Origin of the sequence: Roseomonas alba, assembly GCF_019430885.1 — a bacterium.
GTDB classification, from domain to species: Bacteria; Pseudomonadota; Alphaproteobacteria; order Acetobacterales; family Acetobacteraceae; genus Neoroseomonas; species Neoroseomonas alba.
Map to the genome: position 1 here is coordinate 61,948 of NZ_JAHYBZ010000013.1, position 18,364 is coordinate 80,311.

General features: G+C 68.8%; 16 protein-coding genes. 7 read left to right on the forward strand and 9 right to left on the reverse strand.

What is annotated here, in order from left to right; genetic code table 11:
* Window positions 1-107: 107 nt before the first annotated feature.
* From KPL78_RS27620 to KPL78_RS27640, 5 genes are all read left to right on the forward strand, one after another.
* Window positions 108-782 (forward strand): RraA family protein, encoded by a 675-nt coding sequence (locus KPL78_RS27620; protein WP_219766502.1) that lies wholly within the window; start codon window positions 108-110, stop codon window positions 780-782.
* 49 nt (window positions 783-831) lie between these two features.
* Window positions 832-1,806, forward strand: a complete 975-nt coding sequence (locus KPL78_RS27625) for a Bug family tripartite tricarboxylate transporter substrate binding protein (protein WP_219766504.1) — start codon at window positions 832-834, stop codon at window positions 1,804-1,806.
* Entirely contained in the window at window positions 1,803-2,696 is an 894-nt protein-coding gene (locus tag KPL78_RS27630) for a BMP family ABC transporter substrate-binding protein (protein ID WP_219766506.1), read from the forward strand. Before KPL78_RS27625 ends, KPL78_RS27630 begins: the two co-directional genes overlap by 4 nt.
* Window positions 2,697-2,879: 183 nt before the next feature.
* Window positions 2,880-3,902: an SMP-30/gluconolactonase/LRE family protein gene (locus tag KPL78_RS27635; RefSeq protein ID WP_219766508.1), complete on the forward strand. Its 1,023-nt coding sequence runs from the start codon at window positions 2,880-2,882 to the stop codon at window positions 3,900-3,902.
* A gap of 56 nt (window positions 3,903-3,958) precedes the next feature.
* The gene (locus KPL78_RS27640; protein ID WP_219766510.1) at window positions 3,959-4,909 is read left to right on the forward strand and encodes an SMP-30/gluconolactonase/LRE family protein; all 951 of its coding nucleotides are present in this window, start codon (window positions 3,959-3,961) and stop codon (window positions 4,907-4,909) included.
* A gap of 93 nt (window positions 4,910-5,002) precedes the next feature.
* Here the strand turns inward: KPL78_RS27640 and KPL78_RS27645 are convergent, their stop codons facing one another.
* The 5 genes from KPL78_RS27645 to glpK all read right to left on the reverse strand — a co-directional run bounded on the left by KPL78_RS27645 (window position 5,003) and on the right by glpK (window position 11,642).
* On the reverse strand, window positions 5,003-6,580 hold the full coding sequence (locus KPL78_RS27645; RefSeq protein ID WP_219766512.1) for an ABC transporter substrate-binding protein: 1,578 nt from the start codon (window positions 6,578-6,580) through the stop codon (window positions 5,003-5,005).
* Between the two features lie 192 nt (window positions 6,581-6,772).
* Window positions 6,773-7,102: an AtuA-related protein gene (locus KPL78_RS27650; RefSeq protein ID WP_219766514.1), complete on the reverse strand. Its 330-nt coding sequence runs from the start codon at window positions 7,100-7,102 to the stop codon at window positions 6,773-6,775.
* Window positions 7,093-8,472 carry an acyclic terpene utilization AtuA family protein gene (locus KPL78_RS27655; protein WP_219766516.1) on the reverse strand — a complete coding sequence of 460 codons (1,380 nt, stop codon included), beginning with the start codon at window positions 8,470-8,472 and terminating at the stop codon, window positions 7,093-7,095. The genes KPL78_RS27650 and KPL78_RS27655 overlap by 10 nt, the downstream gene beginning before the upstream one ends.
* Complete coding sequence (locus KPL78_RS27660; RefSeq protein ID WP_219766518.1) at window positions 8,469-10,130, reverse strand: Na/Pi cotransporter family protein; 1,662 nt, start codon at window positions 10,128-10,130, stop codon at window positions 8,469-8,471. Before KPL78_RS27660 ends, KPL78_RS27655 begins: the two co-directional genes overlap by 4 nt.
* A gap of 18 nt (window positions 10,131-10,148) precedes the next feature.
* Entirely contained in the window at window positions 10,149-11,642 is a 1,494-nt protein-coding gene (gene glpK / locus KPL78_RS27665; RefSeq protein ID WP_219766520.1) for a glycerol kinase GlpK, read from the reverse strand.
* 53 nt (window positions 11,643-11,695) lie between these two features.
* On the opposite strand from glpK, the gene KPL78_RS27670 reads away from it, so the two are divergent.
* Entirely contained in the window at window positions 11,696-12,388 is a 693-nt protein-coding gene (locus tag KPL78_RS27670; RefSeq protein WP_219766522.1) for a glutathione S-transferase family protein, read from the forward strand.
* Window positions 12,389-12,523: 135 nt separating this feature from the next.
* Here KPL78_RS27670 and KPL78_RS27675 read toward each other — a convergent pair whose 3' ends face one another.
* From KPL78_RS27675 to KPL78_RS27685, 3 genes are all read right to left on the reverse strand, one after another.
* Window positions 12,524-13,573 carry an ABC transporter ATP-binding protein gene (locus KPL78_RS27675; RefSeq protein ID WP_219766524.1) on the reverse strand — a complete coding sequence of 350 codons (1,050 nt, stop codon included), beginning with the start codon at window positions 13,571-13,573 and terminating at the stop codon, window positions 12,524-12,526.
* A gap of 1 nt (window position 13,574) precedes the next feature.
* The gene (locus tag KPL78_RS27680; RefSeq protein WP_369412883.1) at window positions 13,575-15,233 is read right to left on the reverse strand and encodes an ABC transporter permease; all 1,659 of its coding nucleotides are present in this window, start codon (window positions 15,231-15,233) and stop codon (window positions 13,575-13,577) included.
* Window positions 15,234-15,309: 76 nt separating this feature from the next.
* Window positions 15,310-16,359 (reverse strand): ABC transporter substrate-binding protein, encoded by a 1,050-nt coding sequence (locus KPL78_RS27685; protein WP_219766528.1) that lies wholly within the window; start codon window positions 16,357-16,359, stop codon window positions 15,310-15,312.
* 138 nt (window positions 16,360-16,497) lie between these two features.
* Between KPL78_RS27685 and KPL78_RS27690 the strand changes: the two genes are divergently transcribed.
* Entirely contained in the window at window positions 16,498-17,331 is an 834-nt protein-coding gene (locus tag KPL78_RS27690; RefSeq protein WP_219766530.1) for a sugar phosphate isomerase/epimerase family protein, read from the forward strand.
* Window positions 17,332-17,604: 273 nt separating this feature from the next.
* On the opposite strand, the gene KPL78_RS27695 is transcribed toward KPL78_RS27690, so the two are convergent.
* Window positions 17,605-18,363 (reverse strand): SDR family NAD(P)-dependent oxidoreductase, encoded by a 759-nt coding sequence (locus tag KPL78_RS27695; RefSeq protein ID WP_219766532.1) that lies wholly within the window; start codon window positions 18,361-18,363, stop codon window positions 17,605-17,607.
* Window position 18,364: the final 1 nt, after the last annotated feature.

The following is an 18,364-nucleotide window of genomic DNA, read 5'->3' on the forward strand; positions in this document are numbered from 1 at the left end:
CGAACCGGGCATGCGGCGCTGCAGGCCTGGCCCGTCGCGGGCGCGGATTGTCGCGCGGCGCCCTGCGTGCTGGATTGCGTGCCTCTGCATTTCAGGACTACGAGACCATGCCCATCGGCTTCCGCATCGCCCCCGTCACCCAGCGCGTCGACGCCGCGCTCATCGCCCGCGCGGCGAAGCTGCCCGCGGCCAATATTGGCGATGTCATGAGCCGCGTGCAGACCATGCGCGGCGGCTTCCGCCCCTTCGGCGGCAAGAAGGTCATCGCCGGCCCGGCCTTCCCGGTGCGTGCCCGCGCAGGCGACAACCTGATGCTGCACCGTGCCTGCGATATGGCCGAACCGGGCGATATCATCGTCGGCGATGGCGGCGGTGACCTGTCCATCGCGCTGATGGGCGAGCTCATGATCGGCCATGCGCAGACGCGCGGCGTGCAGGGCATCGTGCTGGACGGCGCGGTGCGCGACGTCGAGGCGCTGGCGATGCTCGACATCGGCGTCTGGGCCTGCGGCGCGACACCCTCCGGCCCCTACAAGGACGGGCCGGGCGAGATCGGCTACCCGGTGTCCTGCGGCGGCCAGGTGGTGATGCCGGGCGACCTGATCGTCGCCGATGCGGATGGCGTGGTCGTGGTGCCGCTGGCCCATGCCGCCGAGGTCATCGCCCTCGCCGAAGCCCACAATGCCAAGGAACAGCGGGCCCAGGCGGCGATCGAGGCCCGGACCTATGACCGTTCCTGGGTTGTGGACGCGCTGCGCGCCAAGGGCTGCGAAGGCGCCTGACGCGGCACCGGCCTTGCAGGGTCCACCGTCGCAACGACGGAGACCCTGCATGCGCCGCCGCCACCTGCCGCTGCTCGCGGCACTTGCCTGCCCCATAGTCGTGCAGTCGGCCCGGGCACAGTCCTGGCCGACCCGTCCCATCCGCATTGTGGTGGTCTTCCCGCCCGGCGGGTCCTCGGACATCGTCGCCCGGGTGCTGGCCGAGGCGCTGTCCACCCGCATGAATGCCCGCGTGGTGGTGGACAACCGGCCGGGTGCGGGCGGGACGCTCGGCGCCCTTCATGTCGCGCAGCAGCCGGCCGATGGCACCACACTGCTACTGTCGAACACGGCGCCGATCACCTCCTCCCCGCCGATCTACCCCAATGCCGGCTACAACCCGGTCACGGGCTTCACCCACATCGCCTATATCGGCGCGACGCCGCTGGTCGTCGTCGCCAACCGCAACCTGGTGCCGGCGACGGACCTCCAGGGGCTGATCGCGTGGGTGAAGGCGCAGCGGACGCCGCCGGGCTATGGTTCCTCCGGCGCCGGATCGGTCGCGCATATCGCCGGGACGCTGTTCGAACAGCAGACCGGCGCGGCGCTGACCCATGTGCCCTATCGCGGCAGTTCGCCCATGCAGGCCGATCTGCTCGGCGGCAACATCCCCATGGCCTTCGATACATTGCCGCAGAATGTCGAGCACATCCGCGAAGGTCGGCTGCGCGCCTTCGCCGTGACCGCCCGCGCGCGCGAGCCCATGGCCCCGGACGTGCCGACCGTCGGCGAGGCCGGCCTGCCCGACCTGCTGGTGGAGAACTGGCTTGGCCTGTCCGGCCCAGCCGGCCTGCCACCTGCGATTGTCGAGCGGCTGAACGCCGAGACCAACGCGGCCATGCAGACCGACGCCGTGCGCCAGCGCCTGGTCGAGCACGGCATCGCCCATCGCCCGATGACACCCGCCGAGTTCCAGGGCTTCGTCGCCAAGGACGTGCAGGAGATCGGCGGGCTGGTGAAGTCGCTCGGCATCACCGCGCAGTGATCCGCGCTGTCTTCTTCGGCCGCCCCGGCGCCGGTGCCTTCAATGCCGCCGGCGTCGCCGGGCTGGCGCGCGCGACCGAGGACGCCGGCATCGCGGTCGAGACCGTTTGGTGTCCCGATCCCGCGCAGCGCATCGACGTGCTGCGCGCTGCCGCCTCAGGCGCGTCGCTGGTCATCGCCCATGGCGGCCAGGGCGAGGCTCCCGTCGCCGCCGTCGCGCCGGATTTCCCGACCGTCCGCTTCGCGGTGACCCAGGGCCGCATCGCCGGGCCGAACATCGCCTGTTTCGAAGTACTGCAGGAACACTCCGCCTTCCTGGCCGGCGCGCTGGCGGGGTGGTGGTCGGAAGGGCGGCCGGTCGCGCATTTGTCCGGTGAACCGGTGCCCCCCGGGCTGCGCGGCCGCGCCGCCTTTGCCGCGGGGCTCGCCCATGCGGCGCCGGCGACGCGCTTCCTCACGGGCTTCTGCGGCAACCAGCACGACCCGGCGCTCGCCGAAGCCTGGACCGCGGCGCAATGCGCGGCGGGCGCCGTGCTGCAATTCGCCATGCTCGACGGCGGCCGGCCGGGTGCGATGGTCGCGTTGCGGCGCAACGGAGCGCGGGCGATCGGCAACGTGCATGACTGGACCATGGAAGACCCGACCTTCCTGGCGAGCGCCATCGCCGATAACGGGTGGTGCATTGCCGCGGCACTGTCCGCGCATCACCGCGACGATTGGCGCGACGCGCGCATCGGGCTCGAACGCCCCGAGGCGGTGCGCCTCGCCCTGGCGGCCGATGTGCCGCGCCTCCTCGCGGACCGTATCGCGGCACTGGCCGGGGAGGTCATTGCCGGCCATATCGCCATTCCCGAACATTACGTTGGCTTAGAATTCCGCCCCGTCGACTGACGCCCAGCGTGAAAGAGCGTTTTTCGCTCACGCTGGATCGGTATCGGCCCGCACCCCCCACCCTGCCACCCAACGACAGTATCCTGGCCGGGCAGGGGTGCGGGGTGATGCTATTCGACCGAAAAATGTTCTAGCCTTCCCCCACGGCCCCGAAGAAGGCCGTGCCAGGAAGGAAATCACGCCATGCACATGCAACGCCGCGCGCTGTTGGGCGCCGCCGGCGGCGCTGTGGCGCTCGCCGCCTCGCCTGCCCTCGCGCAATGGAAACCCAGCGAGCGCTACCCGGACCCCGCGGTCCAGGTGCTCGACCCATCCTTCAACGCGTACCGGCTCGTCCTCGCCAGCGTCGAACGCCTCTCCACCGGCGCCCGCTGGTCCGAGGGTCCGGTCTGGTTCGGCGACCAGCGCTGCCTGGTCTGGTCGGACATCCCCAACAACCGCATGCTGCGCTGGCACGAGACAACAGGCCGAACCGACGTCTTCCGCAACCCGTCCAACAACAGCAACGGCAACACCCGCGATCGCCAGGGCCGCCAGATCACCTGCGAGCACCTCACGCGCCGCGTCACCCGCACCGAACCCGATGGCCGCATCACCGTCGTCGCGGACCGCTTCGACAACAAGCCGCTGAACAGCCCGAACGACGTGGTGGTGAAGTCGGACGGGTCGATCTGGTTCAGCGACCCGCCCTTCGGCATCCTCGGCTTCTATGAAGGCGAGGTGGCGCAGCCGGAACTGCCGACGAATCTCTACCGTGTCGATGGTCAGACCGGCGCCATCCAGGTGATGACCGGCGATGTCGGGCGCCCCAATGGTCTCGCCTTCAGCCCAGACGAGCGCCTGCTCTATGTCGTCGAGGCCGCGGCGACGCCGCGCGTCATCCGCGTCTTCGACGTGAGTGGCGAAGGGGCGCAGACGCGCCTGATGAACAACCGCGTCTTCTTCCAATGCCGCGACGGAGAAACGCCGGACGGCTTCCGCGTCGATGTGGACGGCAATCTCTGGTGCGGCTGGGGGATGGGCACGGAGGAGCTCGACGGCGTCCGCATCATCAACAAGTCGGGCACCCCGATCGGGCATATCCGCCTGCCGGAACGCTGCGCGAACCTCGCCTTCGGCGGCCGTCACCGCAATCGGCTGTTCATGACAGCGTCGCATTCCCTCTACAGCCTCTACGTCAACACCCAGGGTGTGGCCGGCGGTTGAGCCCGACATCGCGGCGGGCCATGCTGCCCGCCGCGAACCGAGGGGGAAACCAGACCATGACCGAGCCGGCACCTTGGCAGCCGAGCGAGCGCTACCCTGACCCGTCCATCGTGGCGCTCGATCCGTCCTTCAAGCGGTATCACCTGCCGCTCTCTGCGGTAGAGCGCCTGTTCCACGGCACGCGCTGGGGCGAGGGGCCGGTCTGGCTCGGCGATGCGCGCTGCCTGTTGTGGTCCGACATCCCCAACAACCGCGTGCTGAAATGGGAGGAGGAGACCGGCGCCGTCTCCGCCTGGCGCAAGCCCTCCAACAACGCCAATGGCCACACCCGCGACCGCCAGGGGCGCATCATCGCCTGCGAGCATCTCGGCCGCCGCGTGGTGCGCTTCGAATATGACGGGTCGATCACCGTCCTCGCCGACAGCTACCAGGGCAAGCGGCTCAACAGCCCGAACGACGTGGTTGTGAAGTCGGACGGATCGGTCTGGTTCACCGACCCGCCCTTCGGCATCTATGGCTTCTACGAAGGCGAGAAACACACGCCGGAACTGCCGCACACCAATGTCTATCGCATCGACGGCGCGACCGGCGCGATCACCCTGGTCGCCGACGATGTCGACCACCCGAACGGCCTCGCCTTCAGCCCAGATGAAAGCCTGCTCTACATCATCGAGAGCCGGTCCGAGCCGCGCAACATCCTTGTCTATGACGTGGACGGCGCCAAGCTGCGCAACAAGCGCGTCTTCGTCGCCTGCCAGCGCGGCGAAACGCCGGACGGCTTCCGCGTGGATGTGGACGGCAACCTCTGGTGTGGCTGGGGCATGGCGCCGGCCTTCGATGGCGTGCGCGTGTTCAACGCGGCGGGCGCGCCGATCGGGCACATCCGCCTGCCGGAACGTTGCGCGAATGTCTGCTTCGGCGGACGGCACCGGAATCGGCTGTTCATGGCGGCGGCGCAGTCGCTCTACAGCCTGTATGTCGGCACGCAGGGGGTCGCGGGAGGATAGGAGAGGCCGCTCACCCTGCCTGGGCTGCGAGGCCTTTGGCGGGCAGGGGCCCGGGGGAAGGCAGAGCCCTCCCCCGATGGTGCTCCACCTCCGTCACGTGCGGCGCACATTCCACGGATATGGCGCCGACCCTTGCAGGATCCCGGTGACGTCACGCCGGAATGCGGTCCGGATGACGAACTGGCCCAGGGGCAGGAAGGACACGTCCTCCAGCGCCAGATGCCCCAGATCCTGTGCCAGCGCCTTCTGACGATCGGGGTTTTCCTCGGTCACCCAGGCCTCGGCGAGTTCCTCGGCGCGATCGCTCTTCCACCAACCGAACCAGCCATTGGCCCCCTGCCCGCGCACGAGGAAGGAGAGTGCGGGATTCGACCAGGCCGACGCGCCGCCCGTGGTGTGCAGGATGGACCAGCCGCCCTTGTCCACCGGTTCCCGGTTGGCGCGCCGCTGCACCACGGTTCCCCAATCGGATTCGGCGAGGTCGACATTCATCCCGATGCGCTTCAGCCGGTCCGCCGTCACCTGGCCGAGCGGTCCGATATCCGGGAAATCCGTCGGGTTGATGATGACGACCTTCTGGTTGGCATAGCCTGCTTCGCGCAGCGCGGCGCGCGCGCGGTCAAGGTCGCCGGGCATCATCGCTTCGCCCTCGTCACGGTAATACGGCGTGCCGTGCGGCCAGAGGCTGCGGCAGATCTGCCATTCCGAGCGATCGTCACCGCGTGAGGCGCGCATGTATTCCTCCTGCGCCACGGTCAGCCGCACGGCCTTGCGAAGGCGGGCGTCGTCGAAGGGCGCCTGCAGGCAGTTCATGCGCATCACGGCCAGGCGGCCGAGCGGATCTGTCACCTCCCGCCGGATGTCGCGCGACCGCGCGAGGAGCTGCTGCAGGTCGGGATGCGGGCGTTCCCACCAGTCGATCTCTCCGTTCTGCAGCGCGGCTGCGGCCGTCGCGGCATCCGGCAGGATGTGCCATTCGATGCGCGGGAAATGCGCGACCTTACCGCCGGAGGTCCAGATCGGCGGCTCGTTGCGCGGCACGTAGCCGTCGAACTTCTCGTAGGCCACCCTGCTGCCGGAATTGTAGTCGCCGGCGACGAAGCGATAGGGACCGGAGCCGATCATCTCCGTCACCGCGCGTGCCGGATCCGTCTTCGCCAGATGCTCAGGCATGATGAAGGGCACGGAGGAATCCGGTTTGGCCAGCGCCTCGAGCATGATGGGGAATGGCCGCTTCAGGCGGATCGCGAAATTCCGGTCGTCCACCACGACCCATTCATCGACTTGCCGCGCGAGGAGCTGGCCGATCGGCTCGCGCGCGCACCAGCGGGCGATCGAGGCCGTGCAATCGGCCGCGCGCACGGGATTGCCATCGTGGAAGCGCAGCCCTTCGCGCAGGCGGAAGCGCCACAGGCGGCCGTTGTCGGCAACCTCATGCCCCTCGACCATCTGTGGCTTCGGCTTCAGTCCGGCATCGACGCCGTAGAGCGTGTCGAAGACATAGAAGCCGTGATTGCCGGTAACCGTCGCCGTGGTGAAAATCGGGTCGAGTACCGAAAGATTGGCCTGTGGCACGAAGCGCAGTGTGCCGGCGCGGGTGTTCTGCGCGACGGCAGGCGAAGCGAGCAGCCCCGCGGCACCGGCGGCGAACAGGGTACGACGTTGGATCATGACCTCCTCCTCCGGCGTCGTGGCGCGCCGATCCAGCGCAGGCTAGAGCGGTTCCTTCAAGGGTGGAACCGCTCTCGTCCCTGTCCGGCGGCAGCTCTGCCCGAATGGGATCCGCGCCGGGACGGGCGGTCCGTTGCTGCCGGACGCAGGACCAGTGGCCACCGCAAGCTGCCTGGCGGAGGGGATCGGCGATCAGCCCTTTGGCACTCGCACGGTCAATGACAGCAACCGGAAGGAATGGCTCTTCCCGTGTCCGTCCAGGTTCAGCGCGCCGTTCACCCCGCCTTCCAGCGCGTCATCGACGACGAAGTTGAAGGCGTGGATCAGGGGCAGGTCGTAGCGCTGGCAGCGCGTCGCGCCGCGATGGGCGAACAGCGCGAGCACGCGCTCCTCCGTTACCTGCTCGGCGAGCAGCGGCCACATCGCCGGGTCGTAGGGTATCAGGGACAGGTTGACGCGGTTGCCCTTGTCCCCCGCGCGGGAATGCGCGACCGCATGCAGCGGGACGTCGATCAGTTCCATGCCCGGGCCTCCAGCACGCGGATCTCGGTCGGCACCATCTCGCGCGGGACGAGGAAGGATCGCGTCAGGATGCGCGGCGTCACCCGCCAGCGTGCGCCCGATGTTCCCGCCGTGCCGCAGCACAGCATGGCGAGCACTTCCCGCGCCGCCTGATCGGCATTATCGCGCGTGGTGGATTCGACGGCGAGGCGGATGCGAATGTCAGGAGGTTCCGGCCCGTCATAGCTGCGCCACAGCGCGCCTTCGTCGGAATCATGCACTGAGGCAACCCCGATCAGATCGGCCCGCGCGCGGCGCGCCAGGCCGCGCTGCTCCACCCGTTCCAGCAGCACATCCGCCGTGGCGCGCGCGCGGGCCAACGCATTCGGGCCGGCCACCGACACTTCGCCCTCGCCGAGCCAGGAGCCCTCATAGCAGGCTGTCACCTTCAGCCGCTCGGGCCGCGCATGGCCACGCACGCCGTGCAGCGCCACGCGATCCTTGCCGGATTGCTCCAGCGTCACGCCGGTGATGTCCATGACCACGTCCGGCGTCAGATAGGCCGCGGGGTCGTGCAACTCATACAGGAGCTGTTCCTTCACGCTGCGCAGATCGACTAGCCCGCCGGTGTCCCGGGGTTTGGTGATGACCATGGCGCCATCGCGCGACACCTCGGCGATCGGAAAGCCGATATTCGCGGGATCAGGAATGTCCTTGAAGCCGGGGTCCCAGAAGACGCCCCCCGTCACCTGCGACCCGCATTCCAGCAGATGTCCGCAAGCCGCACCCAGCGCGAGCGCCTGCCAATCATCCTCCGCCCAGCCGAAATGATGCATCAGCGGCGCGATGGCGAGCGAGGGGTCGGAGGTCCGTCCAGCGACGACCACCTGCGCGCCCTGCGCCAGCGCCTCGGCGAGCGGCGCCGCGCCGATATAGGCATTCGCCGAGACCATCCGCCAGGACGACATGTCGAGGCCGGCATCGGCCTCATGCACTGGCAGCGCATCGAGATCGACGGTGCCCGAGACATCATCCCCGGTAACCACGCCGATGCGCAGATCAGCCATGCCGAGCCGCCGCGCCAGCCGCGCGACGCAGCGCGCCGCGGCCACCGGATTGGCCGCGCCGAAATTGCCTAGGATCGGAATGCCGGCCTTCGCGCAATCGGCGAGGATCGGCTCCAGCAGGCGTTCGAGCATCGGCTCGTACCCCGCTTCGGGGTCGCGTCGCTTCTCGATCTGCGCCAGCGCGATGGTGCGCTCGGCGAGGCATTCGAAGAACAGCGCAGCCGGGCGGCCACTGCGCACCAGCGCGCGCACCACCGGCGGCGCGGCATCGATGCGGTCGCCGGAAAACCCCGACGCATTGCCGACGAGGAAAAGGTCGCTCATGTCGGGTTCAGGCCCTCCTCGGCCTCGGTCAATCGGCTGGGCCGCAGGGCGCCGATGCGTTCCAGCAGCGGATAGGCGGTCGCTGCCAGATGACCGCCGACACGCTTGAGGTCGCGCACCACCTCCAGCACCACGCCGCGGGACGCGATGGCGGCGGGTTCGGTGGCCAGGGAGAAACTGCGCGCCGCTTCGGCCTCCTCCTCCCGCATGCGTTCCTTTTCCTCCATCAGGCGGCGCGCGGCGGAGACGTCTTCCCGCATGAAGGCGGCGACGGCGAGCTGGAGCTGCTCGAGCCCCCGCGCATGCAGGGCCTGGATGGAATCCATCATCGCGCGATCGAGCGGCACGCCCTCCTTCGCCCATTTCGCCGCGACGCGGGCGAGGCTGCGGTCCAGCACGTCGCCCGCGCTCTCCAGGTTCAGCACGAAGGCACGGATCTCGGCGATGCGGCGCTGCTCCTCATCGCCCAGGTTCTCCACCGGCAAGCCGGCGAGATAGACCTGCACCGCGCGGTTCAGCCGGTCCACCACCTCGTTCAGCCGCGCGATGCGCTTCGCCAGGTCGCGATCCTCAGTGCGGAAGCCGGTGGCGATGGTGCGCAGCATCTCCTCCAGCGCGTCGGCCTGGCGCAGCGCCTCGCGCTCGGCATTGGCGAGCGCGACCGGCGGGGATTGCAGCCCGGCCTCGTCCAGATAGCGCGGCGCTGCCGGATCGCCGGTCGTGCCGGCTTCGGGCAGCAGCCGTTCCAGAAGGCGTGCCGTCATCGGCAGCAGGGGCAGCGAGACGATCGCCAGCGCCAGGTTGAAGGCGAGATGCGCATTCGCCACCAGCCGCGCCGGCGCCGGATCGAGCCAGATCATCGCCTGCGTCACCCAGGGCAACGCCGCCAGCACCAGCACCGCGCCCAGGATGCGGTTGGCGAGGTTGCCGAGCGGCACGCGCATCCGCGCCCATTCGCTGCGGTCCCCTTCCAGCACCGGGTTCAGCGCGGTGCCGAGATTGGCCCCCACCACCATCACGATCGCCGCGTCCGGCCCGATCACGCCCACCGCATGCAGCGAGGCGATGAAGAGCACGGCCGCGACCGAGGCATGCATCGCCCAGGCAAGCGCCGCCGCGATCAGCAGGTTGGGCAGCGGCAGCGCCCCCACGGCGGCGAGGACCGTGCGCAGCGTCGGCGAATGCTCCACCGGCGCCATGACCACCGCCATCATGTGGAGCGCCAGCAACATCAGCCCGAGCCCGATCGCCGAACGGCCCAGGTCGCGACGGCGGCTCACCTCCGCACGGCGGAAGGCGACGACGCCGACCAGGATCAGCGCCGGCGCCACCGCCGAGACATCGAAGGACATCACCTGCACGATCAGCGCCGTGCCGACATTGGCCCCGAGCATCGCCGCGAGCCCCGGCACCAGCGCCACGGCACCACCCGCGCAGAAGGACGCGATCATGAAGGCGGTCGCGGTGCTGCTCTGCAGGATTGCGGTCACGGCAAGCCCGGCGGCGAAGCCGCGGCGCCGGTTCGCGAGGCCAACGCCGAGACGCTGCCGCAGCCGGCTGCCATAGGCCCGCATCACGCCGCTCTGTACCATGTGGAGGCCCCACAGCAGCAGCGCCGCGTAGCCCGCGAGTTCCAGGATCAGCCAGGCTTCGGCCATTCCGTCGGCATACTCCCTTCAGTGCGTCAGCGTCCGGCGCACGGCATCCTGCCAGACGGCGTGGCGGCGCGACGCCTCCGCCCGAGCCATGGCCGGGACGAAGCGGCGTTCCAGCCGCCAATGCGTAGCACCCGAATCCCCCGGCGCCGGACACAGACCCGCCTGCAACCCGGCGAGATAGGCGGCGCCGAGCGCCGTGGTCTCCCGCACCTCCGGCCGATCCACCGGCGCGCCAAGCAGGTCGGCGAGGAACTGCATCGTCCAGTCGGACGCCACCATACCGCCATCGACGCGCAGCACCATCTCCCGCGCCGCGGGCCAATCGGCGTGCATGGCATCGATCAGGTCGCGGGTCTGGAAGGCGACGGATTCCAGCGCGGCTCGGCACAGTTCGGCGCGCCCCGACCCGCGCGTCAGGCCGAAGATGGCCGCCCGCGCCTCCGGATCCCAATGCGGCGCGCCGAGGCCGGTGAAGGCCGGCACCAGCACCACCTGCTGCGCCGGATCGGCCTGGGCGGCGAGCGTGCCGGCCTCGGCCGCCTGCGCGATGATGCCGAGCCCATCCCGCAGCCACTGCACCGCGGCGCCGGCGACGAAGATCGCGCCCTCCAGCGCATAGTGCCGCTGCCCTTCAAGCTGATAGGCGATGGTCGTCAGCAGCCGGTTGCGGGAGGCTACGAGCTCCGCCCCCGTGTTCAGCAGCGCGAAGCAGCCGGTGCCATAGGTGGACTTCACCATGCCCGGCTGGAAGCAGCCCTGCCCGACCGTCGCGGCCTGCTGGTCGCCGGCAACGCCACGGATGGGCACGGCGCCACCGAGCAGCCCGGCATCGGTGGTGCCGAATTCCGTGGCGCAATCCAGCACCTGCGGCAGCACCGCGCGCGGAATGCGGAACAGGCGCAGCAACTCGTCGTCCCAGGCGCCGCGCCGGATATCGAACAGCATGGTGCGCGCGGCATTGGTCGCATCCGTCGCATGCACGCGACCGCCCGTCAGGCGCCAGATCAGGAACGCATCCACCGTACCGAAGGCGAGCGCCCCGCGTTCCGCCGCCGCCCGCGCGCCCGGCACGTTGTCGAGCATCCAGGCGAGCTTGGTCGCCGAGAAATAAGGATCGGCGAGCAGGCCCGAGCGTTCGGTCAGCAGCGGCTCGACGCCCTCGGCGCGCAGCGTCGCGCAATACTCGGCGGTGCGGCGGTCCTGCCAGACGATGGCGCGGTGCAGGCAGCGGCCGGTGGCGCGGTCCCACAACAGCGTCGTCTCGCGCTGATTCGTGATGCCGATGCCGCCCACCCGCCGCGCATCCCCGCCTGCCGCGGCCAGCGCGTCGCGCAGCGTGGCGAGGCTGCTGCGCCAGATGTCCTCCGGCTCATGCTCCACCCAGCCGGGTGCAGGAAAATGCTGCGGCAGTTCCTGCTGCGCGGTCGCGAGCGGGCGCAGCGCCGGGTCGAAGGCGATGGTCCGCGTGCTGGTCGTGCCTTGGTCCAAGGCAAGCAGAAGATCGGCGGTCATGCGGTGGCGTTCTCTCTCCATCCCCAGGATAGTCGCGATCAGGAGGATCAGTCATGCCCATCACGCTTTACGATCTGGCCGGAGCCGACCCGGCCCGGCGCTTCAGCCCGTATTGCTGGCGAGCGCGCCTGGCGCTGGCGCAGAAGGGGTTGGATGTCGAGACGATCCCGTGGCGCTTCACCGAGCGCAGCGCGATCGGCGTGCTGGGCTCGGAAAAGGTGCCCGTCATCGTCGATGGTGATCACGTGCAGAACGAATCCTGGCAGATCGCCGAGTATCTCGAAGCGACCTACCCCGACCGGCCCAGCCTGTTCGGTGGCGCCGGCGGCCACGCCCTGGCACGCTTCCTGACCGGCTGGGCGGATGCCGTGGTGCTGGCGGGCATCGCCGGGCTGATCGTCTCCGACATCCCGGCCATTCTGGCACCGGACGACGCTGCCTATTTCGTCGAGAGCCGGGAGAAGCGCTACCGGAAGACGCTCGCCGAAGTGACGGCAGGGCGCGAGACACGCGTCACGGCCTTCCGCGAGGCCCTGCTGCCGTTGCGGTTGGCCCTACGCCAGGGGCCATTCCTCCATGGTGAGGCGCCTGGCTATGGTGACGCCATCGTCTTCGGCGGCTTCCAATGGGCGCGATGCTGCAGCCCTTTTCCGATCCTGGAAGCCTCCGATCCCGTGCATGCCTGGCGCGAGCGGATGCTCGATGCTTATGACGGGCTTGGGCGGTCAGCGCCGGGCTTCGCGTGACGTGGATCGAAGATGGGCCTTGCCCCTCCCGAATTCTCCCACGCCCGCGGACGAGGGGCGGTTGCAGCCCTCGACCTGGCAGGGAAGGCCTCGATAGCGATAGGCGCGTTGGGCCCCAAGGCGCTCGGTCGGCCGCTATTGCACCACCGCCACCTGCCGCGGATCGATCGCGAGCCAGACACGCCGGCCGACCTCGTGCGCCTCAAGCGGGGCCGCGGCGGCGCGCAGGCGCAACGCCGACCCGTGCGGTTGCACAACATAGTCCCAGGATTCGCCGAGATAGGTGCGCTCCGCGATGCTGGCTTCGATGACCGGCCCGGCGAGCGGCGGCTGTGCCTCATGGATCGTCATCGCCTGCGGACGCAGCGAGACGAGCACCGGGCCATCCGGCTGTGTGCTGGGACCCAGCGCGATCCCGTCGACGCGTAGCATGCCGGAGGTGACCTGCGCCTCCAGCAGGTTGGTCCGGCCGACGAAGCCGGCGACGAAGCGCGTCCGCGGCCGTGTGTAGAGCAGATGGGGAGCATCCACCTGTTCGATCCGCCCGGCATTCATCACGGCGATGCGGTCGGACGTCGCCATGGCTTCCGCCTGGTCATGGGTGACATAGACGGTGGTGATGCGGAACTCGTCATGCAGGCGGCGGATCTCGAAGCGCATCTCCTCACGGAGGTTGGCGTCGAGGTTGGAGAGCGGTTCGTCCAGCAGCAGCACGGCGGGCTTCACGACGATCGCACGGGCCAGCGCGACGCGCTGCTGCTGGCCGCCGGACAGTTCAGCCGGGTAGCGATGGGCGAGATGGCTCAGCTGCACCACTTCCAGGATCTCGCCGACACGGCGGCGGGTCTCCTCGCGCGTCAGCTTGCGTAGCTTCAGGCCGAAGGCGACGTTCTCCTCCACTGTCATGTTCGGCCAGATGGCATAGGACTGGAAGATCATGGACATGCCGCGCCGTTCCGGCGGCACCACCGCACCCGGCGCCGACAGCACCGTGCCGTCGACCGCGATGCTGCCGCCGGTCGGATCGACGAAGCCCGCGATCATACGCAGCGTGGTCGTCTTGCCGCAGCCTGACGGGCCGAGCAGGGAGACGAACTCGCCCTCCTCCAGCGTCAGGTCGACGCTGTCGACAACGGTCAGCCTGCCATAGGCCTTGGTGAGGCCCGAAAGCGTCAGTCGCGGCACGCTATTCCCTCCGCAGCATGAAGTCGCGGCCGACCAGCTTCATGCCGATGCCCACGATGGCCAGGGTGATGACGAGCAGGATGCCGCCGAAGGCGGAGACGACCTCGAAATTGCCCTGCTCGGTGAGATCGTAGAGCAGCACCGACATGGTCCGTGTGCGCGGCCCGACGAGGAAGATCGCCGCCGACAATTCGCGCGAGGCGACGATGAACACCACCAGCCAGCCGCCGAGCAGCGAGGTCTTGAGCAGCGGCGCCGTCACCTTGCGGATCGCGTGCAGCCGTCCCGAACCGAGGATGCGCGCGGCTTCCTCCATTTCCGGATGCACGGCGCGGATCGCTGCCTGCGAGGATGCATAGGCGATCGGCAGGAAGCGCGAGGCGAAGGCGAGGATGATGAGCAGCGCCGAGCCATAGAGCGACAGCGGCGGCCCCGCATAGGCGGCGTAGAAGCCGATCGCCATGACGATGCCCGGGATGACGAATGGCGCCATGGCGAGGAAGCCCAGCGCATCCGCGAAGCGCATCAGCCGGCGCACCACGATGTAGGCCACCAGCAGCGCCAGCACCACGGCGATGGTCGCCGAGGCGCCCGAGAACCACACAGTGTTCCACACCGCCTGCGGCGCCATGTCATGCTCAAAGAGCAGGAACTGGTAGTTGCGGAGCGTCAGGTTGTCGAAGGAGAAGCCACGCCCCCAGGCTTTGGCGAAGGAGGCCTGCAGAAGCACGGTCAGGGGCTTGCCGACCGACAGCATGGCGACCGCGAAGCACCAGGCGAAGAGTACCCAGCGCCAGGGGCCGAGCTTGATCTGTCGCCTCTCCCCGCCCTTCCCCGTTTGAGAGACAAAGCCCTTGCGCGCCAGCAGCAGCTTCTGCACGGCGATCAGCGCGATCGTCACCAGCAGCAGCGGAATGGCGAAGGCGGCGGCGACCTCGACACGCACCGGATCCTCGAAGAACTGCCAGAGCTGCGTGGTCACCACATTGATGCGCGCTGGGATGCCGATGATCGCCGGCGTGCCGAACAGCGCGATGGTCTCCAGGAAGATCAGGATGAAGCCACCCATGATGGACGGCCAGACCAGCGGCAGCGTGACCCTGCGCATTGTCACCCAGGTGCCGCCACCGAGGATGTTCGCCGCGTCCTCCATCTCCGAGGAGATGAGGTCGAGCGCCGACTTCACGAAGATGAAGACGAGCGGGAAGGAATGCAGCGCGATGACAAAGGCCATGCCGGTGAAGGTGTACACATTCACCAGCGGCGCGGTCGCGCCAGTCAGGTCGCGCCAGGCGACGTTGATCCAGCCCGAATTCGGCCCGGCCAGCAGGATCCATCCGATCGCACCCAGATAGGGCGGCATGATGAAGGCGGCGAGCACAGTCGCCCAGGTGAAGCCCTTGCCCGGCATGTCGGTGCGCGACACGGCCCAGGCCATGGGCACGGCGATCACCACCGAGATCGCCGCCGACAGCGTCCCCAGCATCAGCGAGTTGCGCAGCGCCTCCAGATACCGCGCACGGCCATAGGCGGTCACGTAGTTCTGGATGGTGAAGACGCCGGTGTCCTGCTCCTCGAAGGAGATGACGACCATCTTGAGGATCGGGGCCGCTACCAGCACCAGCAGCGCCGCGATCAACACGATCCAGAGAAAGGTCACCGGCTCCAGACGACGGAGCCGGCTTGGGCGTACCACCTGGGCGGCAGGAAGGGCCGCGTCACTCATCCGACCAGCCTCAGACGCCGAAGATCTCGCGCCACTGCTCGCGTACCTCCGGCACGCCCTTCTCGGCCTCCTCGAGCGACGGCGCGAGCATTGTCACCTGATCGAGCGGCCGCGAGCCTTCCGGCGGCGGCACGTCGGGGCGGATGCTCTCGTTGAACAGCAGCCGCACGGCGGTGGACAACGCCGGGCCGGTCTGGAATTCCTGGAACAGCTTCGCCGCATTCGGATGCGGCGCATTGGTCGGAATGCCCGAAGGCGACATGGCGGCGATCACGCCCTCGGTCGGGTAGATCAGCTTCAGCGGATTGCCGCGCGACGCCGCAAACAAGGTGGAGGCGGACGGTACCGCCACGCCCACGGCGCGCTCACCCGCTGTCATCATCGTCACGGGGTCGATGGAGGACCGGCCGACCTGCGGCTTGTTGCGTTCGAACCGGCGCAGATAGTCCGGCCCGTACATGGTGCGCATCTGCAATGCCCAGAGCCCGATCGCGCCGCTGTAGCCCGGATGCCCGACCGCAAGCTTGTCCTTCCACTTCGGGTCCAGGATATCGGTCCAGGATCTCGGCGCCTCGGCCTCCGACACCATGTTGGTGTTGTGACCCATCAGGTAGATGCCGAGGAAGGAGGACTGGAAATAGTCGTCCGGGTCCGGTCGGCGCAGGATCGGCAGCAGCCCGTCCGCATTGACCGGACGGAACTTCACCAGCCGGTTCTGCCGCTTGAGCTGGACGTAATGCCCGCCATTGGTCGAGGAGAAGACGTCGCACTGGCCCACGCCCGCGCGGAAATCCTGCGACAGGCGTTGGAAAGCGACCTGCGACGTGCTGCGCACCACGTTGCAGCGCACGCCCGGATACCGCTCGTTGAAGGCACGTCCCGCGGCTTCCGAGGCATCCGCGCTGTATTGCCCGGTGTACCAGGTGATCTCGCCTTCGCGCTTCGCGGCTTCGTAGAGTTCGCGTTCCTGCGGATTCATGGGCGAATCTGCCCAGGCCCTGGTGGCCGCCGCGGACCAGGCCGCGAGCGCAAGCATCTGACGCCTGTCGATCAGGAACATCCGGCTTCCTCCCACCCTGTTCGTGACGCGGCCGCCTTGGGCGGTCTCACGGCACGGCTTTCACTTCTTGGACGGCGGAAACGTTGCCACCACCCTCCCGGCCTGTAAACCATGGAGACAAAGCAGGAGGAGGAAACGATGTCGCTCCAAGATCGGATCGGCGTGGATGTCGGCCGCAAGCTGAAGCTCGAGGATGCGATCGAATGGGCCGCCCGCAATGCGGTGCGGCACATCGACATCCAGCTCGATACCGGCGCCAATGCAGTGACGCTGTTCGATGAGGCACGGTGCCGCGCCATCAGGCGGAGTGCCAAGGCGAATGGCGTGCAGGTCGCGCTGCACACCCTGTCGGCGGTCAATGTCGCCGAATATTCGCCCTTCCTGAGCGATGCGGTGGACGCCTATCTGCGCGCCTATATCGAGGTCGCGCCGAGGCTCGAAGCCGAATGGATCGTCGTCCACGCCGGCTATCACTTCACCGCGGATGTGCCGATGCGCATGGAAGCCGGGCGCGACCGCCTGCAACGCATGGTGACGCACGCCGAACAGCACGGCGCGCTGCTGCTGCTCGAGAACCTCAACCGCGAGCCGGAGAATGCGGAGGTCCACTACCTCGCGCATACGATGGAGGAATGGCGGTACTATTTCGACGCCATCCACTCCCCGGCCTTCGCGCTGTCCTTCACTGCCAACCACGCGCATCTGCTGCCGCCGGGAGTCGATGGCTTCGTGGCGGAGATCCCGCTCGATCGCGTGAAGGAAGTCCGCCTCGCCGATTGCTGGCGCAACGGCTACGAGGAGCACCTGGTCCCCGGCAAGGGTGACTTCGACTTCGGCGCCATGTTCGCCCTGCTGGAAAGGAAGGGCTATCGCGGCGCCTATACCAACGCCTTCGGCACGCTGGAGGACATGCAGGACGCCCGCGCATACATGGTGGACAAGGCGCGCGCGGCGGGGGTCGCGGTGGGGTGACCCGCGCCTGTCCTCGGCGGCTGGACCGAGAGGGGCGCCGCCCCTCTCGGGCTCACCCCGCCCAAGGCCCAAGGCCTTTGGAAACCGTCACCTGGCCCCGGGCGCCGCGGGCAGGACCAATGCCGAGACCCGCACCGGCGCACGGAACGCGTCAAGCGGGCCCGGCATGCCCCCGGGGGCACAACACCAAGTATCCGGCTTTCCAAATGACACGGTCATTTGGTGGGGTGGCTTGGAGGGGCAGAGCCCCTCCAATCATCCAACCGCCCTGCATCAACCCTTATGCACGCGCAGCGGCCCGAAGGACTGCGTCACCGGCATCACCTGCAGGGTGTTGACGTTGACGCGAGCCGGGCGCGTCGCGACCCAATGGACGGCATCGGCGATGTCGTCGGGCGTCAGCGCATCAGCACCTTCATAGACTCCGGCCGCCTTCGCGTCGTCGCCCTTGAAGCGGATGTTGCTGAATTCCGTGCCGCCGACCAGGCCCGGTTCGATATCGGTGACGCGCACCTTCGTGCCCCACAGATCGGCGCGCAGGTTCAGGCTGAACTGGCGCACGAAGGCCTTGGTGCCGCCATAGACATTGCCGCCCGGATAGGGGAATTCGCCGGCGGTCGAGCCGAGATTGACCACATGGCCGCGGTCGCGCGCGACCATGCCCGGCAGCACGGCGCGGGTGACATAGGTCAGGCCCTTGATGTTGGTGTCGACCATCGCATCCCAGTCGTCGAGATTGGCCGCCTGCGCCGGCTCCAGCCCCAGGGCGAGGCCCGCATTGTTCACCAGCAGGTCGATGGCGGCGAAATCGGCGGGCAGGCCGGTGATGGCGGCGGCAACCGCGGCGCGGTCGCGGACATCCAGCACCAGCGCATGGCAGCGCGCCGTGCCCAGTTCGGATTGCAGTGCGGCGAGGCGATCGGCGCGACGCCCCGCGGCAACGATGCGCGCCCCATCGGCGGCGAAGCGGCGCGCGATGGCAAGTCCGAAGCCGGCGGTGGCGCCGGTGACGAGGACGGTCTCAGGTTTCATG